Origin of the sequence: Providencia sp. PROV033, from assembly GCF_028484855.1 — a bacterium.
Classification (GTDB): domain Bacteria; phylum Pseudomonadota; class Gammaproteobacteria; order Enterobacterales; family Enterobacteriaceae; genus Providencia; species Providencia alcalifaciens.
In genome coordinates this window covers 19,847-46,339 of record NZ_JAMPSW010000024.1, presented here as the reverse complement: position 1 = coordinate 46,339, position 26,493 = coordinate 19,847, and the positions used below count along the sequence as shown (strand labels likewise).

Sequence of the window (26,493 nt, the reverse complement as noted above, 5' to 3'; positions counted from 1 at the left end):
TGGGAGAGTGAAGATGACCCTTGAAACTGAACAGATCATCGCTCAAACCATTTTGCAGGGCTTTGATGCGCAATATGGGCGATTTCTTGAAATCACCTCGGGCGCTCAAGAACGCTTTGAACGCGGGGATTGGCATGCGGTTCAACACGCGATGAAACAAAGGATAAAGCTGTATGACCATCATGTGGGGCTTGTCGTTGCTCAGCTGCAATGTATGGGGCTAGTGCAATCGCTCAGCCCTTATAATTTGGCTCGAATCAAACAGGTCTATGCGACATTACTGCCGGATTATCCGCGTTTTGAAATTGCTGAAAGTTTTTTTAATTCAGTATATTGCCGGCTGTTTCAACATCGAGAGCTGACTCAAGAAAATCTGTTTATCTTTACTTCACAACCAGCACGGCGCTTTTGCACCTTACCAAGACCATTAGCTCGCGAATATAAGCTCAATGGGAACATGGAAACGGTATTTAATGGGATCTTAAGTGGGTTGCCCATTCGCTTAACGTGGCGAAATTTAGCCTTTGATATTGACTGTATTATGGAAACGCTAAGGCAGCGCTTTCCTGAGATTGTTGAACAGGGTGCTCAATTGCATGTGGCGAATGAGCTGTTTTACCGGAATAAAGCCGCATGGTTAGTTGGGAAGCTATATATCAATCACCAAGTTTACCCATTCTTATTGCCTATTCACCATGATGAAGACGGCAAAATGTATGTAGACGCGTGTTTAACTGGGTTTGATGACGCGAGCATCGTGTTTGGCTTCGCTCGTTCCTATTTTATGGTGTATGCGCCATTTCCGGCTGGGTTAGTTTTCTGGTTACGTGAAATCTTACCCAGTAAATCAATCGCTGAATTGTATATGGCGATTGGTTGCCAAAAACACGGTAAAACAGAATATTACCGAGAATATTTGGCGTATTTAAATTTTTCACGAGAACAATTTACACTCGCGCCTGGTGTGAAAGGAATGGTGATGTTGGTGTTTACGGCGCCATCATTTGATCGGGTATTTAAGATTATTAAAGATAAATTTGCGCCACAAAAAGAAGTGACTAAAGCTCGAGTGCTTGAGTGTTATCAAATGGTCAAAGAGCACGACCGAGTGGGTCGCATGGCGGATACTCAAGAGTTTGAAAACTTTATTATTGAAAAGCGTTTTGTGAGTGATGAGCTAATGACTGAGTTACTGACGGAGGCGCCGTCTCAGGTTGAAGATTTGGGGGATAAAATATTAATTCGTCATCTCTATATGGAACGAAAGATGATCCCGCTGAATATTTTTATGGATGAAGCGTCGGATGAGCAGCTTTATCACGCAATAGAAGAATATGGCTGCGCCATCAAACAGCTGGCTGCCGCCAATATTTTCCCAGGGGATATGCTATTTAAAAACTTTGGGGTAACGCGCCATGGTCGGGTGGTATTTTATGATTATGATGAAATTTGCTATATGACCGAGGTGAATTTCCGTCATATTCCTGAGCCGCTTTACCCTGAACAAGAGCTATCTGGCGAGCCTTGGTATAGCATACGAGAGCAGGATGTTTTTCCAGAAGAGTTTGCTCAATTCTTATGCCAAGATCCAAAAATTCGGGATTATTTGCTGGAACATCATCGGGATCTGTTTAGCGCGGATTATTGGCAAAAATTACAACAGCGTATTCTGGATGGGTATGTAGAAGATGTTTTTGCTTACTCAGAAGAGAAACGTTTTTGCCGTCGATTTAAGCAAACTATTTCAGCAGCTTAGTAGATAGAAAGTGGGCCACAATGACCCACTGTATGGCGAGCAATTTATTGAGCACCTTGGACAGCTTGTTGTGCCAGTTCGGTAATTTTCTCGTAGTTACCACTCTCAAGTGCATCTTCAGGAACCAACCACGAACCGCCAATGCACAGCACACTTTCTAGTGCCAGATAGTCGCGGTAATTAGCAAGAGAAATGCCGCCCGTTGGGCAGAAGCGAACTTGGGAGAATGGACCCGCAATAGCTTTCAAGGCTTTTACACCACCGTTGGCTTCAGCTGGGAAAAATTTGAATTCTTTGAGCCCGTAGTTCATACCTGCCATCAATTCAGATACGGTTGAAATACCGGGAATTAATGGAATGCTACCTTGGCTCGCAGCCATTAGTAACTCATCGGTTAATCCTGGGCTGATAGCAAATTGAGCACCTGCTTGAGTGACTTCAGCGAGTTGTTTTGCATTAATGACTGTTCCTGCACCCACAATGGCTTCAGGGACTTCTTCTGCAATTAATCGGATAGCTTCCATAGCACACTCTGTTCTCAGGGTGACTTCCAATACATTGATACCGCCTTTTAGTAACGCTTTTGCTAAAGGAACGGCTTGCTCGAGTTTCTTGATCACAATGACAGGAACAACAGGACCTTGTTTTAGAACATCTTCAGCGGTCATTTTCCAATTATTCATAATAAATCCTAGTAAGCGGTATAAATTAAAAATTAATACAGTCAGTCATTAATACAGTCAGTCATTAATACTACAAGCACCTTCTTCGGCGCCGGATAAATGTTGTCTTAATGCACCAAACAGCTCTCTGCCACAGCCAATTCGTTCTGCACATAGGTCGGCTTGGTAAGGTTGGCGAGCGGATAGTGTTGCTTTATCGACAAGGAGCTCGATTTCTCCAGTCAATGCATTCACGCGAATTAAGTCGCCATCTTGAACTTTAGCAAGCAACCCGCCATTGTAAGCTTCTGGCGTCACATGAATGGCAGAAGGGACTTTACCAGATGCCCCTGATAATCGACCATCAGTGACTAATGCGACTTTATAGCCTTTATCCAATAATACCCCGAGCGGTGGCATTAATTTATGTAATTCTGGCATACCATTCGCAGAAGGTCCTTGGAAGCGAACCACAATCACACAATCCCGATCTAGCTCTCCTGCTTCGAAACGCGGTGCTATGTCATTTTGGTTATTGAATACGATAGCGGGTGCTTCAATGACTTGATTTTCAACAGGAACGGCAGAAGTTTTCATCACTGCACGCCCTAAATTGCCAGACAATAGCTTCGTCCCACCGTGATGAGAAAAAGGGTGTTCAATGTCAGCGATCACTTCAAGATCATAAGAGCTTTTTGCGCCTTCCCGCCATGCTAATTGACCGTTATCTAACCAAGGTTCGAGAGTATAGCGTGATAACCCGAATCCTGCGATGGTGTGAACATCATCATGGAGTAAGCCCTTGGCAAGTAATTGTCGGATCAATAACGAAACGCCGCCAGCGGCTTGGAATTGGTTTATATCCGCTTGACCATTAGGGTAAATTCGGCAAATAAGGGGAACAATTGCAGAAAGATCAGAAAAATCATCCCAATTGATAATGATCCCCGCTGCACGGGCAATTGCCACAAGGTGCATTGTGAGATTAGTGGAGCCTCCTGTCGCCAGTAGAGCCACAATACCATTTACAATCACTTTTTCATCGACGAGCTTACCAATGGGTAAATAGTTTCCAGATTGTTCGGTCAACCGCGTAATTTGACGCGCGGCGGCGCGAGTCAGTTCATCACGCAATGGGGAATCAGGGGGAACAAAAGAAGCGCCCGGTAAATGCAGCCCCATGACCTCCATGACCATCTGATTAGAGTTGGCGGTACCGTAAAATGTGCAGGTACCAATGCTGTGATATGAAGCCGCTTCAGCCTCCAATAACGCGTTACGATCGACTTTTCCTTCGACATATAGCTGGCGAACTTTGACTTTTTCTTTGTTTGGTAAGCCCGTACTCATAGGACCTGCTGGCACAAAAACAGCGGGTAAATGCCCAAAGGAGAGGGCTCCCATCATTAATCCCGGAACGATTTTATCGCAGATACCTAAGTAGAGTGCGCCATCAAACATATTATGTGAAAGCCCGATGGCAGTGGACATTGCAATAACATCGCGACTCAGTAAGGAAAGCTCCATGCCATCTTGACCCTGAGTGACGCCATCGCACATGGCAGGAACACCTGCGGCGACTTGGCCAATTGCGCCATTTTCCAAGAGAGCCTGCTTAAGTTGATCAGGATATCGGTCATAGGGACGATGTGCTGAAAGCATATCGTTATAGGAATTGATGATGGCAATATCAGAGCGGGTCATGCTTTTGAGAATACTTTTTTCTTCATTTTGGCAAGCCGCGAAACCATGAGCCAGATTTCCACACGCTAATTCAGCGCGATGTACCGTATTGCTACGGGCACGCTCAATTTTGGCGAGATAAGCTTCTCGGGTGTCTTTAGAGCGCGCAATAATGCGTTTGGTGATCTGTAAAAGGGTGTCATTAACCTTTGTTGAAGAAGTGACTCCAGAAATATTTTTGCTCATGATAATGGCTCCATTATACAAACAGTACTCTTTATGTTACCGGTAACATTGTTCAATGAAAACACAATGGTTGCAATGATCAAAATGAAGATTTCGACATATCTGTGATCTGAATCAATAAGAGGGTTATCGATATTTTGGGAATAATCGTGGCTTTTTCAGCCTAACAGAATGATAAATAATAACTATAATGAGTTGGTTAATAGCGGTTATATAAACATAAAGTGGGAAAATATGGCGGGGTTGAGAAGGCTGAAGAAACTTGGGTGGCTGTTGGGCGTATTGTGGTCGTATACCCACGTTGTTCACGCCACGGAAGTGCCAGACGTGGTATTAACCATAGGATCTTATAGCGTCTTAGAGAAGGCTATTTTGTCCAGCCAACAGGGGCATGAAGAGCAAAAAATAGTCAATGCGACCACCACTTTATTAGGAACACCCTATAACAATCAAACTCTTAATATGAATGCACTCTCTACTGAACGACTGATTATTGATTTAACTGCGGTGGATTGCATGACATTCATCGAGTATAGCGAAGCTTTTAAGCATGCAGATGATGCAGAACAGTTTGTATCCAATTTAGAAAAAATTCGTTATGTGGATGCTCATGTGGCATTTAATCAGCGTCGCCATTTCTTTTCGGATTGGGCACAAGGTGATTCTAAAATTGCCACTGATATTACGACACAGCTGAGCCCTCATACAATTTCGGTAAATAAACAGCTCAATAAAAAAAGTAACGGTGAACTGATTATTCCGACAATTAAAATAAAGCCGAGAGTTATTCGATATATTCCGACTCAATTTATTGATAAAAATGTGCTGCAACTATTAAAAACAGGGGATTACGTAGGTATTTATTCTCCCACATCAGGATTAGATGTTAGCCATGTAGGCATTGTTATTAGAAGTGGAGATAAGGTTATATTTCGTCACGCTTCTTCACAACGAAAAAATTTACGTGTCATGGATGTGGAGTTATTTTCTTATCTTCAGGGGAAAAGCGGGATGATAGTATTTAGATAAAATCAGCACGAAAAGCTAAGTAATGTAATTATCGATTATCGCTATTTAGTTTTAGATGATTATTATTTTAAATAAATTTTAATTTTTAAAATAAAATGTAATCGTAAAGACAAGTGATTTTTAGTTACCAATTATTGCCATAACTATTTAAATTGTAAAATATTATGAAAATAAAGGCATTTTAATAGTTTTTTTGAATAAAATAAATAATATAGCTAAGTTGAAAAATATTTTATAAAGCAATGAATTACAACCTAGAGTTGTAAAATGATAGATTTAATTACAGACTACCCCATCCGAATTCCTATCAATTAGCATTAATTCAATTGTTTATATCTATTTTAAAAAAATAGATTGTTTTTATAATGCCCGTTAATGTTTGATGGAGTTTTATTTAGAGTGAGGTGAGTGTGTACATGTCAGAAAAACAAAATATTTATGCTTTACTTGGCAATCATCTTCGTAAGGCAAGGGTTCGTAAGGGATTATCCGGGCAGGAATTAGCGACTATTATCCAACTTAGCCAGCAGCAAGTATCTCGATATGAACTTGGCGTTAATAAGCTTAGTTTAGATAAATTAATCGAGATTGCTATTTTACTTGAAATGGATATTCATGAAATTACAACGATGATCGCTCGACAATTTGAAAAAGAAAAAAATAATTCTGAAGACGTCATGTTAGCAAGTTTTTAATTTATTTAAATGGGACGACTATCCGATAGTTTAAAAAAACTATAATGATTAAATGATTTTAATTATTAATTCTTTATTATTATTAAGTAATGAATTATCACGTTCTGACGATTCTGCTTTTAAATGATAAAAGCAGATAACGATAAAATTAGATTAATATTTTTTATAAAAATATTCTTACTTTGCCTTTATTGATACATTTAATTCGTTTTTTTCACCGTGTTAGTTCATATTTAAGCTAAATTTAGTGAAAAGTTCTCATGGTTTTATCGAGGGCGGTGTGCTTAAATGTGCGGCAATTCAACATGGAAAAAGGGCTGTTTTAAATGGTTAGGGCAATATGGATATTTGTCATATTCCTACTCGTCGGTTGTTCAACGACACCTTCAAAAACGGGTTACTATCTCGACCAGAGTTACCCGTCACAGAATACCAGCGAACGTATTCAGTTCATTGTTCTACATTACACTGTTTCTGATGATGCTCATTCAATCAAAACGTTGACGAAAGGAAAGGTAAGCTCTCACTACCTCATTCCGAGCCAACCTGCGCAAAAAAATGGTCAACCGGTAATTTTGCAGCTTGTTCCTGAACGTTTAAAAGCGTGGCATGCAGGCGATAGCCGTTGGCAGTATCATCATGGTCTTAATGATAGCTCGATAGGTATTGAGATTGTTAATGAAGGTTTTGTGAGAAAAAATGGTCAAGATATATGGCCACCTTTTAATGATTCACAGATTGATGCATTAATTCCATTACTGAAAGATATTATGCAACGCTATGATATCCCACCTGAAAATGTCATTGGCCACAGTGATATTGCACCATTACGTAAGCAAGACCCTGGTCGCGCATTTCCGTGGCAATCATTAGCGCTACATGGAATAGGAGCTTGGCCAGATCCTCAAACAGTCACTAAATATTTGGCAGAACGGCAAGTTAATGCGCCTGTGAATGTGCTAAATCTACAAAAAGCCTTGAAATTTTATGGTTATGCGGGGATCCCACAGACAGGTAAGCTGGATAAAGAAACTAAGCAGACACTTCGGGCGTTCCAAATGCATTACCGCCCGCGGGATATTGATGGGCGACCTGATGCTGAAACAGAAGCCATCGCTTTAGCATTGATTGAAAAATATCGTAATATGCCGAAATTTAAACAATCTTTGAAATCGAACAAGCCAGAAGCCTCGTCTAATCAGCAGGGTGATTAGATAAGCAAGTGCGGGATTTTCCCGCACTTTTGCGTTTTAGCGATTGGCACCATATTCATGGCTGATCTCTTTAGCAGCTTTGATCACCATCGCGCCAAGCTCAGTCACACGATCATCCGTGATCCGCGAAAGTGGACCTGAAATAGAGATCGCCGCAAATGCCTCTTTATGTTCATCATAAATACAAGCACCTATGCACCTTAATCCGAGAGCATGCTCCTCATCATCATAAGAAAATCCTTGTTTTTTAGCCTGTTGTAGATTGTCTTTCAATGCTGATGGGTTAGTCAAAGTATGTGGTGTATAGGCATGTAAGCCTTTTTTACTGAGTAAAGGAATCAACTGCTCTTCGGGTAAGTTGGCAATGAAGGCTTTTCCCGCGCCGGAGGCATGTAGAGGCAGCTTTCCGCCAATAGGGGCTGACATGCGCATTAATGCGTTACATTGCACTTGGTCAACAATCACCGCGTCATACTCAGTGTGATCCAAAATCGCTAAATTGACCGTTTCACCAGATTCTTCCATCAAACGACGTAATATAGGATGCACAAGGGCTAATAAATTACGACTTTCAAGGAAGCTACTGCCGATGATAAAGGCATGAGAAGCTATCACCCATAATCCGAGATCCCCTGTTTGACGCACGAAACCATGTTGTTCGAGGGTCATTAATAAACGGTGGGTGGTGGAATTAGGTAAACCTGCTTGAAGGGCTAAATCAGTGAGAGCGATCCCACCGGTTGATTCGGAAATGTATTCCAAAAGCGTCAGTCCACGACTTAAGGATTGAACTTGTCCGGCAGCAGTTGCCCCACTTGCAGGTCCCTTTGCCTTCTTTATTTTTTTAGTAATTGGTGAAGCCGCCATCAAGTGTCTCCTGACAGGAATGAATATTCGTTTCTATTATGAATGATTTCACCCAAAAATACTCATCGGATCAGCAAAAAGTCGATCTTTGGCAACCTGAGAAACTCTCATCATGACGAATAATTTTCCAATCTTAAGTTGTGATAGGATGTGATTTATACAAATTTAGTTTATTTTCAATTTATTGATGGTTTAGCAATATCGTTATGTGGGGCTGATGGGGCCGAAGGATTATCATTTTCAGGAGGACAGTGCAGTGTCCAGTAAGAAAAACCAATTAGAACAACAATTAAAAAATAGAATTTTAGTCCTTGATGGTGCGATGGGAACGATGATCCAGCGCCATAAACTCTCCGAAGAGCAGTTCCGAGGAGAGCGCTTTGCCGATTGGTCCAGTGATCTTAAAGGCAACAACGATCTGCTTGTCCTCACTCAGCCTGACATTATTCGTGATATTCATAACCAATATTTCGCCGCAGGGGCGGATATTATTGAAACCAATACGTTTAACTCCACCATCATCGCGATGGCGGATTATAAAATGGAAGCCCTTTCTGCTGAAATTAACGAGACCGCAGCTCGTCTTGCTCGTGAATGTGCCGATGAATGGACACGTAAAACGCCGGAAAAACCGCGTTATGTTGCTGGCGTTCTTGGACCCACAAACCGCACTGCCTCGATTTCTCCGGATGTGAATGATCCGGCATTTCGTAATGTCACGTTTGATCAGCTGGTGGAAGCTTATCGGGAGTCCACGCGATCGCTGATTAAAGGTGGTGCAGATCTGATCATGATCGAAACTATTTTTGATACGTTGAATGCCAAGGCCGCGATTTTTGCAGTTGAAACGGAGTTTGAAGCGTTAGGGATCCATTTGCCGGTGATGATCTCTGGCACAATTACGGATGCCTCGGGGCGGACGTTATCAGGGCAAACGACGGAAGCATTTTATAATTCTCTGCGCCATTCTCAGCCTATTTCTTTTGGGCTTAATTGTGCCTTAGGTCCTGATGAACTTCGTCAATATATCGCTGAATTATCTCGTATTTCAGAATGCTATGTAAGCGCCCATCCAAATGCGGGATTGCCAAACGCGTTTGGCGAATATGATCTTGATGCCCAAAATATGGCTCAGCAAATCCGTGAATGGGCAGAGGCCGGATTTTTAAATATTGTTGGTGGATGTTGCGGAACAACGCCGCTTCATATTCAAAAAATGGCACAAGCTGTTGAGGGAGTAAAACCTCGGCAGTTGCCAACGCTTCCTGTGGAATGTCGGTTATCCGGTCTAGAACCGTTGAATATCGGTGCACAGTCTTTGTTTGTGAACGTAGGGGAACGAACTAACGTTACCGGCTCAGCGAAATTTAAGCGCTTAATTAAAGAAGAAAATTACCAAGAAGCGCTTGATATCGCCCGCCAACAAGTGGAAAACGGCGCGCAGATTATCGACATTAATATGGATGAGGGAATGCTAGATTCCCATGCTGCGATGGTACGTTTTCTGAATTTGATTGCGGGTGAACCGGATATTGCTCGTGTGCCAATTATGATCGACTCCTCGAAATGGGATGTGATCGAAAAAGGGCTCAAATGCATTCAAGGCAAAGGGATTGTGAACTCTATTTCGATGAAAGAGGGAATCGATGCATTTATTGATCATGCAAAACTCGTTCGTAAATACGGCGCTGCTATGGTTGTCATGGCGTTCGATGAAGTGGGGCAAGCAGATACGCGAGCACGTAAAATTGAGATTTGCCGGCGCGCCTACCAAATTTTAACCGAAACCGTCGGCTTTCCACCGGAAGATATTATTTTCGACCCGAACATTTTTGCAGTAGCAACAGGAATCGAAGAGCACAATAACTATGCGGTTGATTTTATTGAAGTCTGCAAAGATATTAAAGATCAATTACCTCATGCTTTGATCTCTGGTGGGGTCTCAAACGTCTCTTTTTCATTCCGCGGTAATGATCCTGTGCGTGAGGCGATCCACGCTGTATTTTTGTATCACGCAATCCGAAACGGTATGGATATGGGGATCGTCAATGCGGGGCAATTGGCGATTTATGATGATCTTCCTATTGAGCTCAAAGATGCTGTGGAAGATGTGATTCTGAATCGTCGCGACGATGGGACTGAAAGGCTGTTAGAGCTGGCGGAAAAATACCGTGGGAGCGGTGGACAAGAGCAGCAAATTCAACAAGCGGAGTGGCGTAGTTGGGAAGTTGAAAAGCGTCTTGAGTATTCGTTAGTTAAAGGAATTACCGAATTTATTATTCAAGATACGGAAGAGACGCGGCAGCGAGCCGCAAGCCCGATTGAAGTGATTGAAGGTCCCTTGATGAATGGGATGAACGTGGTCGGGGATCTCTTTGGTGAAGGCAAAATGTTCCTGCCACAGGTGGTAAAATCAGCCCGTGTGATGAAACAAGCTGTCGCGTATTTAGAGCCGTATATTCAAGAATTAAAACAGTCTGGAAGTAGCGCAGGTAAAGTATTATTAGCGACGGTGAAAGGGGATGTGCACGACATTGGCAAAAATATCGTGGGCGTCGTTCTGCAGTGTAATAACTATGAAATCATTGATTTAGGCGTTATGGTGCCATGTGAAACGATCCTGAAAACCGCTCGTGAACAAAACGTCGATATTATTGGTTTATCGGGGCTGATTACACCGTCGTTAGATGAGATGGTGCATGTGGCAAAAGAAATGGAACGTCAAGGATTTACATTGCCACTGCTGATTGGTGGGGCGACAACCTCGAAAGCACATACCGCGGTGAAAATTGAACAAAACTATTCCGGACCAACTGTGTACGTGCAAAATGCGTCTCGCACAGTCGGTGTTGTCGCCGCGTTACTTTCAGACACTCAAAAGAATGACTTTGTTGCGCGAACGCGCCGTGAATATGATACCGTACGTCAGCAACATGGACGCAAAAAGCCAAGAACACCGCCCGTTCCATTAGAGGTTGCGCGTGCAAATGCAGTGAAGATTGATTGGCAACATTATCAGCCGCCAGTCCCTAAATTCTTAGGCGTTCAGGAAGTGACTGCATCGATTAAGATATTGCGTGATTATATCGATTGGACGCCATTCTTTATGACGTGGTCATTGGCAGGCAAATACCCTCGTATTTTAGAAGATGAAGTTGTAGGGGAAGAGGCGCGTAAATTATTGGCGGATGCGAATGCGATGCTCGATAAGCTAGATAGCCAAAATTTACTCACACCCAAAGGAATTTTCGGGATTTTTCCTGCAAATCGTGTTGTTGATGATGTGGAGATCTATCGCTCTTCCGAACGGGATCAGGTGCAAGCGGTGTCACTTAATTTACGCCAACAGACACTGAAAACGGATTTTCCAAATTACTGTTTATCTGATTTTGTGGCGCCGAAAGAGAGCGGTAAAGCGGATTATATTGGTGCGTTTGCCGTCACAGGCGGGTTAGAGGAAGATACGCTAGCGGAACAATATGAAAATGCCCACGATGATTATAATAAAATTATGGTTAAAGCATTGGCAGATCGCTTAGCAGAAGCCTTTGCTGAGTATTTGCACCAACAGGTGAGAACGCAATATTGGGGTTATGCACCCGATGAAAGCCTGAGTAACGAAGAACTCATCCGTGAAAATTATCAAGGGATCCGTCCTGCTCCTGGCTATGCAGCTTGTCCTGAACACACGGAAAAAGAAAAAATCTGGCAGCTTCTGAATGTCGAAGACAAAATTGGAATGCAATTGACTAGCTCATATGCAATGTGGCCGGGGGCATCCGTATCAGGTTGGTACTTTAGTCATCCTGACAGTAAGTATTTTGCAGTGGCGCAGGTGCAAAACGATCAGATTGAAGATTATGCCAAACGTAAAGGCATGACCGTAGCGGAATTAGAGCGCTGGTTAGCCCCGAACTTAGGGTATGATCCAGAGGATTGATTTTTCAGTTATTCGCCTCCATCTTATAGGTAAGAAATCTATTGGGAGCAAATGATGAGCTATGAATTTATAATTGAAGGAAAATTGCCGTCTTCGGCAGTTTATCCTTATCAGATCCAAAATAGTGCAGCACCAGACACATTTTTCATGAGTGAAAGTGCGGTGAGTGCCATGATGAGCATTTTGCAAATTATGGATAAGCTGGATACTGAAGATTCATTGACGGAACATTGCTTTAACCAAATTTGGTTAAGAAGTGAGTTAACGCCAGCGAGAGCGGAAGAAATTTATCTGTTCTTAGAAAACCAAGAGCGAGTTGAGCCGCTTCCTTCGCAAGAGGAGATTGATGCATTCTATCAAGCTCAGCAAGCGGAAGAGAAGTTACTCTCTAAAGAAAGCCCAAAAGAAGGTATGGTTCCGGTTCATAAATTCGCGACTAATGATGGCTGGTTAATTACAGCAAAAGAAAGCGAATTAATTGCTGAGGTATTTTCTGCAGAATTAGTGAGTGAAAACCATTTTGTGGTTTCTCAAATATCGACGCTATGTAAAATTAGCCACCAACAATTGGAATTGATTTTAATTGAATGGGGTAAATTTAATTTATTTGCGAGTAAACATGGCGGGTATCGCGTTAATTAATTCCCATCATTAAACCCTTCAATGAATAATAAGAGGGTGATTAGCTCGTTTTGTGACCAATTACGATAATCACCCAAATTATTTTCTTAAATATTCACTTCATTTGCTTATTTTCGACTTATAGTCCTTATGATTTTTGTATGGGAATGATATCTTATATAGCAGTGGTCAATGCCAAGCTGTGAGTATATGTCATGAAATTACCCTCTCTCTTATTTAGTTTCTGCATTATCTGTGCCCCTTATGTGCAAGCAGAGCCAATAGAGTCGGGTGAATTTCATCATCAATCTTCAAAAGTGGTCGATAACCCGTCTTCAACCCCGAATATTACCCCTGTGGTTTTAGCACCTCAGGCGGATTCAGCATTAGTGGAACCTTTTCCTAAAGCGCTTGAAGTGACTGAGCCAACCCATCTGCCAACTGATTTTCAAAGTCGTATTAAAGACGCAAATGCGGGCAAAGTAGATGCCATGATTGATGTTGGCGTTGCTTATTTAGATGGTACTGATTTTCTCGATGCTGATGAAAATAAAGCGTATTACTGGTTTAAAAAAGCCTCTGATTTAAATAGTAATGATGGCGATTATTATATTGGTATGCTGGCACAGCGGAAAAACGATTATGTGCAAGCGGAGAGCTGGTATCGCAAGTGCGCCGAAAAAGGTGATGCATATTGCCAATACGCCATGGGCTATTTATTTGAGCGCGGCTTAGGCGTCGAAAAAGACTATAAACAAGCCCGTGCTTGGTATTATGAAGCGGCTGAGCAAGAGCAAGAATATGCACAGTTTGCGATTGGTCTTTTTTACCACGATGGGCTCGGTGGTGATATTGATTATGATAAAGCGCTGACATGGTATGAGCGCAGTGCAAGTAATGGTGTGGCTTCCGCAGTCAATAACTTAGCCGTAATGTATGAAAACGGCGAAGGGATGGAAAAGGATGAAAGTACGGCAATTTATCTGTATCGCCAAGCAGCGAATATGGGCTCACCAGTTGCACAAAAAAATATGGGTGATTTTTATCATAAAGGTCATCCGCCGTTAGTTGAACAAAATAGCTACCAAGCCGTTTATTGGTATAAACGTGCCGCGACGCAAGGTGAATTAGCTGCGCAATATGCGTTAGCGCAAGCCTATGAACAAGGTGACGGCGTTGGGCAAGATTTGAGTGAAGCATTCAAATGGTATCAAATGGCGGCAGATAATGAATCCGCTGAAGGTGCCATGAAAGTGGCGGAGTATTATGAAAAAGGACTGGGTGGTATTAAGCCCGATATGGTCAAAGCGATTCAATGGTATATGGAGCTTGCGGATTCAGACATTGTTGAAGCTCAATTAAAACTCGCCAATTTATACCTAGCCGGTCAGATTAAGGACGTCGATATCCAGCAAATTGTTAAGTGGCTGCAAGCCACTGAGAAAGACAATATGGATGCCAAAAACCAGTTAGCAATTTTTTACCTGACAGGAACTGGCGTTCAACAAGATAGCCAAAAAGCACGATCGCTCTTAGAGTCTGCCGCTTTCAATGAAAACAGTGATGCGCAAAATAACCTCGGTGTGATGTATGCGAGAGGGGAAGGCGGGAGCAAGAATATCTTTCGTGCCATTATGTGGTTTGAGCGAGCAGATAAATTAGGGAATGTGACCGCAAAAAATAACTTAGCATTATTGGAAAAAAACCAAGATGCGAAAGCCAACATGCTGGAATACACGGAAAGTGTAAAAAATTCATTACCTTCTAAAAAATGAATGAACAACATCCTTGATCCATTGACTTCTGTAAGCCAATAGCCTTATTGATGTTATTGGCTTCTTAATCATTAATATACATTTTACTGTATTACCATATTTTCAAAATATCATTCTGATATTATTGATAATTATTTTAACTGCACTTTTTCTGATGTCTTTTTTAAAAGACATTACCGATTGACAACACCATAAAAATTATCAATCTTTGTGAATTAGGATGGTATTTTTATTTACCTAAATAATGAAGTATAGTTTTATTAACTGGTTCTTTGTTGAGTATTTGTTGTGAATATCTCTATTAGAGTAGAACGAGTTTAGTTGTTTTTTGAGTATGAAAAAATGAGGTGTCAAATGAGCACTTATTGTTTTTTTATTAAATCCGACGAAGTGGTTGCGTTGGAGATGACGGAAAGCCAAGCAGCGGCAGAGTTGCTGAATGCGGGTTACCAAAAGCAGTTTGAAGAGATAGATGCGAATACCAAAGAATTAGCGCTAGGACGCTTTGCTGATATTCGTGGAGAAGAGTTGAAAAGTACCTATGCTTTTGCGGGAGAGTCAACTTTTAGCGGGCTAATTACGTCTTTCCTTAGCCGCTAGCTTTATTTCTTTATCATCAAGTCAAACGGGCAATCAAAAGATTGCCCGTTATCGTTTTTATCTCACTGCTATTCAAACAGACGCTTACTCAAAAAGATTGCTGTGCAAAGTACGCACAATTTCTTCCACATCGTTACCGGGGACAAGCAAGCAGATATTATGGCTGCTCGCACCGTAACTGATCATGCGAATGTTGAATGACTCCAGCACACCAAAAATTTGTTTACCGAGCCCGTTGACTTGTGACAGCTGGTTACCGATGATTGCGACGAGCGCAAGGTCTTCTTCAACCTCCACACGACACAGAGGCGATAACTCCGTCATTAAGGCATTGGTCAGTAAACTGCCATTCGTGCCGGTGGAGCCCGTTGTATCTAAAGTGAGCGCCACACTGACTTCCGAGGTGGTTATCAAATCGACTGAAATATTATGGCGCAGTAAGATAGTAAATATTTCAGCAAGAAAACCGCGAGCATGCAGCATTTTCAAACTGTGCAATGTCAGTAATGTTTGTTTGCGACGTAGTGCTAACGCCCTAAATTGTGGTGGGTTTTCCGTTTTATCGCTCACAATGGTGCCGCCAGCTTCTGGCGCTTTACTTGATCCGACAAAAACAGGGATCCCCGCACGTACGGCTGGCAATAATGTCGCTGGGTGCAGAATTTTTGCCCCGAAAGTTGCCATTTCGGCGGCTTCGTCAAAAGCGATTTCATCGATTTTCTGAGCATTTGGGACTACACGAGGATCAGTCGTGTAAATTCCCGGAACATCAGTCCAAATATCCACACGAGACAGATTCAATACTTCAGCGAGAAGCGCCGCGGTGTAATCACTGCCTCCGCGACCTAATGTAGTTGTGCGTCCTTTGGCATCACGACCAATAAATCCTTGGGTGATAATAATGGAATTGTCTAAACGGGGTAGCAAGTGCTGCTGAGCGAGCACGTGTAGCTGCTCAAGATCCGGTTCAGCACGACCAAATTGTTCGTTGGTTCTCATAACTTTTCGGACATCGAACCACTGAGAAGATGCCCCACGTTGGCGTAATACTTCGACAAATAATAAGGTCGACATAATTTCGCCGTGGCTGACCATTTCATCCGTTAAGGCATCGGAGGTGGCAAGTGAGGCTGAATCAGCTAAATGGGCAATATTTTCAAGTAAGCGGTCAATTTCTTCGCGAATGACATCCGCCGTTTGCAGATGTTCAATAATGTCATATTGAGTCTGTTTAACTTGTTGCAGTAGCTCGTTACGTTTATCAGTGTCACAACCTTCGGCAAGTTCAATGAGCAAATTGGTGATCCCCGCACTAGCAGAGAGTACAACCACTCGCACATGGTTATTTGCCAGTACGATATCCGCACTTTTATTCATGGCATCGAAGTTAGCGACGCTAGTGCCGCCGAATTTTGCGATAACAAACTGATTACTGCCAGCTACTGTATTCATTTTCTCAATCCCTTTAATTAAACCGCCTATCTTTAAATAGTGCATAAATCCAAAATAATTCGTGTGGTGCTGGCTGAATCAGATAAGACATCAACAGCTTGAAATACGTTGGAGTAATAGATTTATCGACTTTGGCACGTATCGTCAATGATGAATCAAGGTAAATCAGTAATTCTAATGATGGATAAAAGATTATCGGTTTTCTCAATACCTTTTCGGGTATGAGATGACAGTTGGTGTTAGGTTTGGGAGAATAGACTTAATGACAGCAAATTATGAGAACGCAGAAAACCGATAAGCTTCGTGTTCTCTGCGAGTTACAATCTATTTTTATTTGAAATTGTTTTGGGAGTGTTATCCATGAAAAGTATCAATCCAAGCCAAACGGCGGCATGGCGAGCGCTAGAGCAGCATTATGCAGAAATGAAAAATGTGCATATGCGTGACTTATTTGCACAAGATGCACAGCGCTTTACGAAGTTTTCTGCCACTTTTGATGATCAAATCTTAGTGGATTTCTCCAAAAACCGTATTACGCAAGACACATTAGACAAACTTTTGGCATTAGCCAAAGAGACGCAACTGGAAGATGCTATCAAAAGTCTGTTTAGTGGTGAAAAAATCAACCGCACCGAAGACCGTGCGGTACTGCACACGGCATTGCGTAATCGCGACAATACACCGGTGCTGGTGGATGGCAAAGATGTTATGCCAGACGTGAATGCCGTACTGGAAAAGATGCAACAGTTCAGTGCGCGTATTATTAGTGGTGAGTGGAAAGGGTACACTGGTAAAGCAATTACGGATGTTGTGAACATTGGTATTGGTGGCTCAGATCTGGGGCCATTCATGGTGACTGAGGCGCTACGCCCTTATAAAAACCATTTGAATATGCATTTTGTTTCTAACGTCGATGGCACTCAAATTGCGGAAACGCTGAAAGACCTCAATCCAGAAACGACGCTCTTCCTCATCGCATCCAAAACCTTTACGACTCAAGAAACCATGACCAATGCGCACTCTGCTCGTGAGTGGTTATTGACGTTCGCTAAAGATGAAAAGCATATTGCGAAGCATTTTGTTGCGTTATCAACCAACAGTGAACAAGTTGCAAAATTTGGTATTGATACCAATAACATGTTCGAATTTTGGGATTGGGTTGGTGGTCGTTACTCTCTGTGGTCAGCGATTGGTTTATCAATTGTTTTATCCGTGGGATATGATAATTTCGTTCAATTATTGAGCGGCGCTCATGCGATGGATAAACACTTCACGCAAACCCCTCTAGAAAGTAATATCCCCGTATTGTTAGCGCTGATCGGCATCTGGTATAACAACTTTTTTGGTTCAGAAACTGAAGCGATTCTTCCATACGATCAATACATGCATCGTTTCGCTGCTTATTTCCAACAAGGCAATATGGAGTCGAATGGGAAATACATCGACCGAAATGGTCATGCCGTATCCTACCAAACGGGTCCGATTATTTGGGGTGAGCCAGGGACTAATGGTCAGCACGCATTCTACCAGCTGATCCACCAAGGAACTAAAATGATCCCATGTGATTTTATTGCACCAGCGGTGACTCACAACCCATTAGGCGATCATCACGATAAACTGCTTTCTAATTTCTTTGCACAAACTGAAGCGTTAGCATTCGGTAAAACCCGCGAAGTGGTTGATGCGGAATTTGCAGCACAAGGTAAAACGGTAGCAGAGATGGAGTATGTTGCACCTTACAAAGTATTTGAAGGTAACCGCCCAACTAACTCTATTTTGCTGAAAGAGATTACCCCGTACTCATTAGGTGCGCTGATTGCGATGTATGAGCATAAAATTTTCACCCAAGGCGCAATTTTGAATATTTTCACCTTTGACCAATGGGGTGTGGAATTAGGTAAGCAACTGGCGAGCCGAATTCTACCAGAGTTGGAAAATAGTCAGGCTGTTGCCAGCCATGACAGCTCAACGAATGGCTTGATTAATTGCTATAAAAACTGGCGTTAATGACGTTTTTTTAAGCGACTAATAGCCTGTAATTGGCAGGCTATTAGTATCCTAATAAAATATGGTATCTGAGCTAACTCATTATAAATCAAATATTTTTTACAAAATTTTCACAATTTGTGTTGAATTAGTGACTTTTTATATAAATTGTTATCTATCTTTAACCTTGCACTATCACAACGTGCTATTCTATCGCCCAATAATTTAGATGAACGATGCTGGTTGTGGCTTTAACACGCTAGAGTAGCAATCAGGGGATAACCATAATTTCTATGGTGGAATTTGATTGAATGCATGAAACGATTTTTACCTCTCATCCTATAAGTTGGTTCGTAGAAGGCGAAGAGAGTGTTCCTGAAAATGTATTAGGTTGGTTGCAAGAGCAAAGGTCGATGACCAAACGGTTTGAGCAGCATTGTCAGAAAGTGACGGTGATACCTTATTTAGAACGCTATATCTCACTGGATATGCTCACCACCGACGAACAAAAATGCTTACCAATTAGTGAGCGTTATTGGCTACGGGAAGTGATTATGTATGGGGATAATATCCCTTGGTTGATTGGCAGAACGCTGATCCCAGAAGAGACGCTCACCGATAATGACAAAAAATTAGTCGAGCTTGGGCGAGTCCCATTAGGGCGCTATCTCTTTAGTCATGAACACCTAACCCGAGATTATATTGAAATGGGCACCAGTGCTGACCGCTGGGTTCGCCGTTCCTTACTTAGACTGTCCCAAAAACCATTATTATTAACCGAAATATTTTTACCTGAATCACCTGCATATAGATAACTATCTAACATAATTCAAATGACGTTTATGGGTAAAATAGAAGCATAAAGGAGCACGACAACGTGGAGGGAAGTATGGCGCTAAGTAAATGGCATGCATACAGCCGTTTAATGCGTATTGATAGACCTATTGGTTCACTCTTATTGCTGTGGCCAACCTATTGGGCGCTGTGGATTGCGGCCCAAGGCTCGCCAAGTTTGCATATCCTGATTGTCTTTACGGCGGGTGTCTTTTTGATGCGTGCCGCAGGCTGTGTTATCAACGATTTTGCTGATCGTCATTTTGATGGACATGTGGAAAGAACCAAGCATCGCCCATTACCGAGCGGCGATGTCACTGAAAAAGAAGCGAAAATTTTATTCGCTGCGTTGGTGGGACTCTCCTTCTTGTTGGTTTTGACCTTAAATACCATGACCATTTGGTTATCGGTCGCGGGGTTAGCGTTAGCGTGGATTTACCCGTTTGTGAAACGCGTAAGTCATTTACCTCAAGTGGTCTTGGGTGCTGCATTTGGCTGGTCTATTCCAATGGGGTTCTCCGCAGTTAGTGAGTCTTTACCTTTAGTGTGTTGGTTACTGTTTTTGGTCAATATTATCTGGTCAGTGATTTATGACACACAATATGCCATGGTTGACCGTAATGACGATTTAAAAATTGGTGTGAAGTCGACAGCCATTTTATTTGGTCAATATGACAAACGTATCATTGGGCTGTTGCAGGTTGTGATGATAGGACTACTGGTTGTGATAGGTGTCTTAGCCAACTTAGGTCTTGTCTATTATGGCTCATTGGTGCTTGCCGCTGCGTTGTTTGTTTATCAGCAGCAATTGATGATAAACCGTGAACGAGCTCCCTGCTTTAAAGCGTTTATGAATAATAACTATGTCGGTTTAATTCTGTTTTTCGGTATGGTTGTCAGCTATTTCTAATCAGTGAAATGGATAAAAAAAGGGTAATGCAAATGCATTACCCTTTTTTGTTGGTGCGTCTCGCTGATTTGTGAGATTACTCTTTCGGTACTTCTGAGCTTGATTCGGTCGTTTCCGGTGTGCTTATTGGTGCCGGTTTCGGTGCTGAAAGCTCTTCAGTTTGGCTCACGCTTTCAATGGTCAAACGGATTTCCGGTGACATTAAGCGGGCAAGCACTGCATACAGTTTTTTCGCATTGGTAGAGAAAATATCGTTCTCGTTATTATCGATGTACCCTTCATCTTTGAGTGTATCGACCAATGTCGAGAACACGGCCTTATCAAAGAATTCAGGGGCATTAATACCGTGTAGAACGGACAGACGCTGCGCGAGCATGCGGCTTTCTTTTTCCAATGTATTGCGGCTGACTTCTGGGCTTGCATTGAGTAATGATAGCGTGATGGCATAACGTTGCAGTGTTTCACGAACACCTGCTGCCAGCAGCTGTAAAGGACGAATACGGCGAGGATTTAATACCACCATATTATCGTCTTTCAGGCAGATCAACTTTTGGCTGTTCAGCTCATCAATCAATGTATCCACCGTTTCCGTGAGCGCATTTGCGTCATAACGCATAAACAGCTCAGCTTTCAGGAATGGATAAATCAGCGCAACTTGCTGGTGAATTGCGTCACGGCTAATGCGCTCATGGTGCAGCACAATGCTGGCGATAAGCGAAGGCAGAACCAGTAAGTGATGAATATTGTTACGGTAATAGGTCATTAAGACGGCATTTTCGCGTGGCAGAATAATAATATCCCCCATGCTGTCTTTTTCGACTTCAAACTTATTCATCTGCAAAGCGTGTTCAAGCAGCTCTTCAGCCGTTTTGTTCGGCGTGGTTGCATCGGCAGTGTAAGGCACATTGCGCAGTAGCTGCAGATAGCACTCGATTTGCTCAATCAGTTGTTCGCGGGTCAGTGAACGTTGACGCGACGCTAACAGTGCTGTTGAACATAAGTTAATCGCGTTAGCGGCTGCCGCATTATTGATATTCACCATAATGTTATCAGCCAGACTACTGACCGTTGGGTTCAACCAAGTTGGGCGCTGAGGCTCAATAGGGTCAATGGATTCACGCCAATTAGGTACGCGATTATTTAAGTATTGGGTGAGTGAAATTGGCTGACCAAAATTCACATAGCCCTGACCTAAATTACGTAACTTACGTAAACCACGTACCATCGAGAAGAAGCCTTCTTTCTCTTTTTCCGCGCCACGTAATTCTTTCGCATAAGTTCCCACTTCCATCACATGTTCGTATCCAATATAGATAGGGACGATAGTGATAGGGCGAGAGTCTCCACGTAACATGGCCTGCAAGGTCATCGACAAGGTACCGGTTTTAGGTTCCAGCAAGCGACCTGTACGTGAGCGTCCACCTTCCACAAAGTACTCAATCGAATAGCCGCGAGCAAAGAGCTCACTGAGGTATTCGCGGAATACGGTAGAATAGAGTTTATTGCCTTTAAACGTACGACGAATAAAGAATGCCCCTAAACGGCGGAAAATGGGACCTGCTGGCCAGAAATTGAGGTTAATACCAGCTGCAATGTGCGGTGGTACCAGCCCTTGATGATAGAGAACATATGAAAGCAGCAAGTAGTCCATGTGGCTACGATGGGACGGCACATAGACAATTTCATGACCATCTTGAGCCAATTGACGAACACGTTCAGCATGCTGAACGTTAATCCCTTGATACAAGCGGTTCCATGTCCAACCTAAAACTCGGTCAGTGAGTCGTACTGCTTCATATGAGAAGTTAGCGGCGATCTCTTCCATCATCGCCACGGCATTTTGCTGGGCTTTTTGTAATGGAATTTTTTTGCTGCGAGCTTCATCTTCGACGGCTTTTTCAATCGCTTTAGAAGAAAGCAATTTATTAAAAAGCTCATAACGTGCAGGCAGTTTTGGACCGACAGCCGCCAAACGTTGGCGAGAGTAATGAATACGCGCCACACGAGCGAGTTTATTGGCAATAATCGTGTCGGTACCATGCTCTTGCGCCATTTGACCCAGTGAAATACTGGGTGAAAAACGCACAAAGCTATCGCGCCCTAACCAAAGGACGGCGAAGAATTTTTGCACACCGTTTAGTAATTTCAGGGGTGCAGGCTTATGGCCTTCGCGTCCAGGCGCTCGCCCGAACATGACCGATGCTGGCAGCATTTGAATATCTAGATTTGGATTATTTTTATGCAAATCAAGATACGCATGGAATATTTTTACTGACTCTTTACGTGGATCTGGAGAGTAGTAACGGAATACACGCGGACCATCATCAATGAACACATAGGCAGGGAGCTGGGTGCCATTGATGTCGTTATCCACGAGAGGATCAGGTAAACCAATCGCTAAGCATTGTTGGCGAAGCGTGAGAAGGTCGGACTTTGAGTGATATGGCAAAACGTACAGCGTTGGCTTGTTTGGATCAAGCTGCAACTCTGTTATCGGGTCCGTTGGAATTAGTTTACTTTTTACCAATAATTTCAGTGGTAAATTCAACGTGTTGTAATATATTTTACGCCATAGTGACATAAACGATTATAGCCTCTTGTTAGTAATGCTGCGCAATCATATCAGAAAGCAGTGTTTAGATCTGTTATCGATAATTCACTTTGACTGCAAAAGTTGATTATTGTTTAAAAATTAAGGAAAAAATATGGCAAGTCAAACTAAGGGACTCACGCGAGTTATCAAAGCAGCTGGGTACTCCCTTAAGGGTTTAAAGGCAGCATGGGTGAATGAAGCCGCATTTAGGCAGGAAGCGGTTGCTGCTATCATTGCGATAATTATAGCTTTTTACTTGGACATTAGCCAAATTGATAGAATTTTACTGATAGGTTCAGTGGTTTTAGTCGCGATCGTCGAGTTAATAAACAGCGCTATTGAAGCCGTTGTTGACCGTGTTGGCACGGAATATCATGAATTATCGGGCCGAGCAAAAGATATTGGCTCCGCTGCGGTCTTTGTCACCATTGGATTGGCGTTATTTATTTGGGCTACCGTTCTCTGGGAACGTTATTTCGCACTTTAATAGTCTAAAAATAACAAAAGAGAGAAAAAGCAAAGAATTCAGCAATAAATTACAGATTTTGGCTAATTTAACAGTTCCCAATCCCCATTTACCTGTATATACTCACAGTTTGACTGTATAAACAAACAGGGGAACGGGATGAAAGCACTGACAGCTCGACAGCAGCAAGTTTACGATCTGGTGCGTGACCACATTTCGCAGACGGGCATGCCACCAACACGCGCTGAAATAGCAGCAAGTTTGGGATTTCGTTCGCCTAATGCGGCAGAAGAACATTTAAAAGCCTTAGCTCGTAAAGGGGTTATTGAAATTGTTTCTGGAGCTTCCAGAGGCATTCGTCTGTTGTTAGAAGAAGAAACCGAAGATTTAGGGCTTCCTCTGATTGGGCGTGTCGCCGCCGGCGAACCATTGCTTGCACAAGAACATATTGAAAGTCACTACCAAGTTGACCCAGAGTTATTTAAACCTCATGCGGATTTTTTATTGCGTGTGAATGGTATGTCGATGAAGGATATCGGCATCATGGATGGTGATTTACTCGCGGTGCATAAAACTCAGAATGTCCATAATGGACAAATAGTTGTGGCTCGTATCGAGGATGAAGTCACCGTTAAGCGCTTTAAACAACAAGGCAATCGCGTTGAATTGATTGCTGAAAACCCTGAGTTTGCGCCAATCGTTGTTGATTTACGCGAACAGAATTTTACTATTGAAGGGTTAGCTGTTGGGGTTATCCGTAATAGCGATTGGCATTGATGATGAGTGATTGAGTCTGGTAGCAGACTCAATATCTCTTTTTATCGGGTGTTTTTTCTTTATATTGTTCTTCCGTTTATATAGGCTTTTCTTTTTATATAGCCATATAACTCTTATTCACTTCGCTCTATCTATCTATCTATCTATCTATCTATCTATCTATCTATCTATCTATCTATCTATCTATCTATCTATCTATCTATCTATCTATCTATCTATTGCCTCTGCCATTAGGTTGTTATCTATTATAGCTATGGCGCGAGACGTTAATCTTATTAACCTTTGCTGATAGGTTTTTTACGGTTTTTTCTTTGGATTAGACGGGGGCTGATGGTCATGATCGCAATGTTCATGATCTTGGCAACTGGTGATTTCAACGCATTTTTGACATAAACCATGGTTTTCTACAACGGTATGCCTGAGATGAAAATGATTTTCTTCAGCAAGCGTACTAATAGCCTTTTCTATGGTTGTACAATCACTTTCCGTCACATTCCCACAATTATCACAAATCAACATCACTGAGATATGGCTTGGATTATCCACATGGTGGCAGACCACATAACTGTTTGTGGATTCAATTTTATGGATAAACCCTTGTTCCATTAGGAACTCTAAGCCGCGGTAAACAGTAGGGGGTTTAGCTTGAGGTTCTATTTCACGCAGCAAATCAAGAAGGTCGTAGGCACTAATCGCCCCATGTTGCTGTGCAATTAGTCGTAAAACCGTTTCTCTTTGTGGAGTTAAACGAACACCTCGAGACTGGCAAATACGTTCGGCCGTCGTAAGCAGCATATCTTCACTGATTATTGTCATCTTGTCTGGCCCCACCTAAATAGCGCTTCAAATGTTTATTACTGTTTAGTTTATCATAACTTCGGCTCCTGTTGCGTTTGAAATGATGTTTATGGAATAAACAATTTTCCCTACAATTAATACAGAGTTTTAACTTTAATAAACGTATGGTTAATAAATAACAGATACCTTATTTAAATGGTCAGCTTTTTTATTTTAAATAAAACTCTAATTGCTACATTTTGGTTAATAAATTGACGATTTATTTAACCAAATAAAAACAAATATTGAAATTTATGGTTACTGCTTGATGCATATTTTAATTAAGACTTATCTTACTGTCTGTTTTTTATATAGCAATTACTTGTGTAAAAATGACTATTCTTGGGTGTTAAATCTAATAAATTTTCCTTTTATTGGGCTATTAGTTTGTAAATAAATATAAATATAGATTTTTATAATTATAGGGTTTTTGCAATATTTTTAAATTTTTATAAATACAAAATGAAGTCTTCATATAAATCTTTCTAAGTAATTTATTATTTTTTCAAGTTTGCTTACTCATTTAATGCTTAAAGCTTGTTTATGTCGATTTTTCGATATAAAAAACCAAGCAAACTCTCTATTTGGGTGTTTTTTGACAACATATATCACATATGTAGAATTGACATCAGAAAATATCACAAGGTAGTCATCAGAATTCATTTAGTGTTCTATATCAATTTTAATTAATTAATGAATGAATCAATAATTAATTTGGAAGTGAGAATGTTGGCTCAATGATTTCTGTTTTTTAAATCACATAGATGAGATGGATCTTGTTTATATAAAAAAATCTCTAACCTGAATGAAATTCATCAAGTAGGAAAGCTAGAGGAATCTTCAAGGGCGCACTACTTAAGTAAAGAAACTTAATTCTGCATCGTAGAAACAGGAAAGAGAAATAGCAGTTCCTACTCATTCAAAGGAAAACTTTTATGAAACTGAATAAATTAGCATTAACTCTAGCTTTAGGTTTAGGTGTTGGCGTTTCTGGTGCTGCTTTAGCTGCTGACCCAGTAGAAAGTTCACAAGGTGAAATTCGTTTTACTGGTTTCATCAATGATGTTCCATGTTCAATCGACGCTGACAACCTGAAGCAATTAGTTGAATTCGGCGAAATCGCATTGCACGAACTGACTTCAAACCAATTCCGTTCAGATAGCAAAACGTTCGATATCGTTCTGAAAAACTGCTCAACTGAAACTTATAAAAACGCAAAAATCACCTTTACTGGTTCAACAGTAAACGGTTTCCAAGGCTTCACTGGTGACTTACTGGGCTTAGGCGGTAAAGTTCAAAACGCAGGTATCGTAATCACTAACGGTGCTGACAAAGTTGTTGAATTTGGTAAAGCATTCCCAGGTACTGGTGACGGTTATGCGTTAAACAATGGTGACGGTTCAGAAACTACTCTGCACTTCGCTGCATACGTTAAAGGTAACGAAGACCCAACTAAGAAAGCAACAACAGGTCGTTTTGACACTGTCGCTAACTTCAAAATTGTTTACCAATAACAGTAAGTTTCTATAGAGAATAAATATGGCGTAGTC

At 41.8% G+C, this 26,493-nt stretch carries 20 protein-coding genes; 14 read left to right on the top strand and 6 right to left on the bottom strand.

Translation table 11 applies throughout. The annotated features are described in order from the left end of the window. Window positions 1-13: 13 nt before the first annotated feature. Complete coding sequence (gene aceK / locus PSF16_RS06430) at window positions 14-1,756, top strand: bifunctional isocitrate dehydrogenase kinase/phosphatase (protein WP_272688984.1); 1,743 nt, start codon at window positions 14-16, stop codon at window positions 1,754-1,756. Between the two features lie 44 nt (window positions 1,757-1,800). Here the strand turns inward: aceK and PSF16_RS06425 are convergent, their stop codons facing one another. Both PSF16_RS06425 and edd read right to left on the bottom strand, forming a co-directional pair. Continuing rightward, entirely contained in the window at window positions 1,801-2,439 is a 639-nt protein-coding gene (locus PSF16_RS06425) for a bifunctional 4-hydroxy-2-oxoglutarate aldolase/2-dehydro-3-deoxy-phosphogluconate aldolase (RefSeq protein ID WP_272688983.1), read from the bottom strand. 57 nt (window positions 2,440-2,496) lie between these two features. Beyond that, window positions 2,497-4,347, bottom strand: coding sequence for a phosphogluconate dehydratase (edd, locus tag PSF16_RS06420; RefSeq protein WP_272688982.1), 1,851 nt, complete (start codon window positions 4,345-4,347; stop codon window positions 2,497-2,499). 372 nt (window positions 4,348-4,719) lie between these two features. Between edd and PSF16_RS06415 the strand changes: the two genes are divergently transcribed. The 3 genes from PSF16_RS06415 (at window position 4,720) to PSF16_RS06405 (ending at window position 7,285) form a co-directional block, all read left to right on the top strand. Then, window positions 4,720-5,376, top strand: a complete 657-nt coding sequence (locus PSF16_RS06415) for an N-acetylmuramoyl-L-alanine amidase-like domain-containing protein (protein ID WP_228075622.1) — start codon at window positions 4,720-4,722, stop codon at window positions 5,374-5,376. 416 nt (window positions 5,377-5,792) lie between these two features. Continuing rightward, a complete protein-coding gene (locus PSF16_RS06410) occupies window positions 5,793-6,071 on the top strand; it encodes a helix-turn-helix domain-containing protein (protein WP_006663388.1) in 279 nt (92 codons plus the stop codon). A 326-nt stretch (window positions 6,072-6,397) separates the two neighbouring features. Continuing rightward, window positions 6,398-7,285, top strand: a complete 888-nt coding sequence (locus PSF16_RS06405) for an N-acetylmuramoyl-L-alanine amidase (RefSeq protein ID WP_179897545.1) — start codon at window positions 6,398-6,400, stop codon at window positions 7,283-7,285. Between the two features lie 36 nt (window positions 7,286-7,321). On the opposite strand, the gene iclR is transcribed toward PSF16_RS06405, so the two are convergent. After that, the gene (gene iclR, locus PSF16_RS06400) at window positions 7,322-8,152 is read right to left on the bottom strand and encodes a glyoxylate bypass operon transcriptional repressor IclR (protein WP_006658589.1); all 831 of its coding nucleotides are present in this window, start codon (window positions 8,150-8,152) and stop codon (window positions 7,322-7,324) included. Window positions 8,153-8,408: 256 nt separating this feature from the next. On the opposite strand from iclR, the gene metH reads away from it, so the two are divergent. The 4 genes from metH (at window position 8,409) to PSF16_RS06380 (ending at window position 15,088) form a co-directional block, all read left to right on the top strand. Further along, window positions 8,409-12,092 carry a methionine synthase gene (metH, locus tag PSF16_RS06395; protein ID WP_272688981.1) on the top strand — a complete coding sequence of 1,228 codons (3,684 nt, stop codon included), beginning with the start codon at window positions 8,409-8,411 and terminating at the stop codon, window positions 12,090-12,092. 54 nt (window positions 12,093-12,146) lie between these two features. Beyond that, complete coding sequence (locus tag PSF16_RS06390; protein WP_006663385.1) at window positions 12,147-12,734, top strand: hypothetical protein; 588 nt, start codon at window positions 12,147-12,149, stop codon at window positions 12,732-12,734. Window positions 12,735-12,928: 194 nt separating this feature from the next. Beyond that, window positions 12,929-14,488 (top strand): tetratricopeptide repeat protein, encoded by a 1,560-nt coding sequence (locus PSF16_RS06385; RefSeq protein ID WP_006658585.1) that lies wholly within the window; start codon window positions 12,929-12,931, stop codon window positions 14,486-14,488. 354 nt (window positions 14,489-14,842) lie between these two features. After that, window positions 14,843-15,088: a hypothetical protein gene (locus PSF16_RS06380; RefSeq protein WP_272688980.1), complete on the top strand. Its 246-nt coding sequence runs from the start codon at window positions 14,843-14,845 to the stop codon at window positions 15,086-15,088. 84 nt (window positions 15,089-15,172) lie between these two features. Here PSF16_RS06380 and lysC read toward each other — a convergent pair whose 3' ends face one another. Continuing rightward, the gene (gene lysC / locus PSF16_RS06375; RefSeq protein ID WP_272688979.1) at window positions 15,173-16,540 is read right to left on the bottom strand and encodes a lysine-sensitive aspartokinase 3; all 1,368 of its coding nucleotides are present in this window, start codon (window positions 16,538-16,540) and stop codon (window positions 15,173-15,175) included. A 360-nt stretch (window positions 16,541-16,900) separates the two neighbouring features. Between lysC and pgi the strand changes: the two genes are divergently transcribed. From pgi to ubiA, 3 genes are all read left to right on the top strand, one after another. Continuing rightward, entirely contained in the window at window positions 16,901-18,547 is a 1,647-nt protein-coding gene (gene pgi, locus PSF16_RS06370) for a glucose-6-phosphate isomerase (RefSeq protein WP_006658582.1), read from the top strand. A gap of 290 nt (window positions 18,548-18,837) precedes the next feature. Beyond that, window positions 18,838-19,341 carry a chorismate lyase gene (gene ubiC / locus PSF16_RS06365; RefSeq protein WP_006658581.1) on the top strand — a complete coding sequence of 168 codons (504 nt, stop codon included), beginning with the start codon at window positions 18,838-18,840 and terminating at the stop codon, window positions 19,339-19,341. A 74-nt stretch (window positions 19,342-19,415) separates the two neighbouring features. After that, on the top strand, window positions 19,416-20,270 hold the full coding sequence (ubiA, locus tag PSF16_RS06360; RefSeq protein WP_036974430.1) for a 4-hydroxybenzoate octaprenyltransferase: 855 nt from the start codon (window positions 19,416-19,418) through the stop codon (window positions 20,268-20,270). 76 nt (window positions 20,271-20,346) lie between these two features. Here the strand turns inward: ubiA and plsB are convergent, their stop codons facing one another. After that, window positions 20,347-22,851, bottom strand: coding sequence for a glycerol-3-phosphate 1-O-acyltransferase PlsB (gene plsB / locus PSF16_RS06355; RefSeq protein ID WP_036968434.1), 2,505 nt, complete (start codon window positions 22,849-22,851; stop codon window positions 20,347-20,349). Window positions 22,852-22,975: 124 nt separating this feature from the next. Between plsB and PSF16_RS06350 the strand changes: the two genes are divergently transcribed. Both PSF16_RS06350 and lexA read left to right on the top strand, forming a co-directional pair. Beyond that, window positions 22,976-23,350 carry a diacylglycerol kinase gene (locus PSF16_RS06350; RefSeq protein WP_006658578.1) on the top strand — a complete coding sequence of 125 codons (375 nt, stop codon included), beginning with the start codon at window positions 22,976-22,978 and terminating at the stop codon, window positions 23,348-23,350. A gap of 138 nt (window positions 23,351-23,488) precedes the next feature. After that, window positions 23,489-24,106, top strand: a complete 618-nt coding sequence (lexA, locus tag PSF16_RS06345; protein ID WP_006658577.1) for a transcriptional repressor LexA — start codon at window positions 23,489-23,491, stop codon at window positions 24,104-24,106. Between the two features lie 297 nt (window positions 24,107-24,403). On the opposite strand, the gene zur is transcribed toward lexA, so the two are convergent. After that, window positions 24,404-24,922, bottom strand: a complete 519-nt coding sequence (gene zur / locus PSF16_RS06340) for a zinc uptake transcriptional repressor Zur (RefSeq protein ID WP_006663380.1) — start codon at window positions 24,920-24,922, stop codon at window positions 24,404-24,406. Window positions 24,923-25,878: 956 nt separating this feature from the next. On the opposite strand from zur, the gene PSF16_RS06335 reads away from it, so the two are divergent. After that, window positions 25,879-26,457, top strand: coding sequence for a fimbrial protein (locus tag PSF16_RS06335; protein ID WP_006658575.1), 579 nt, complete (start codon window positions 25,879-25,881; stop codon window positions 26,455-26,457). Window positions 26,458-26,493: the final 36 nt, after the last annotated feature.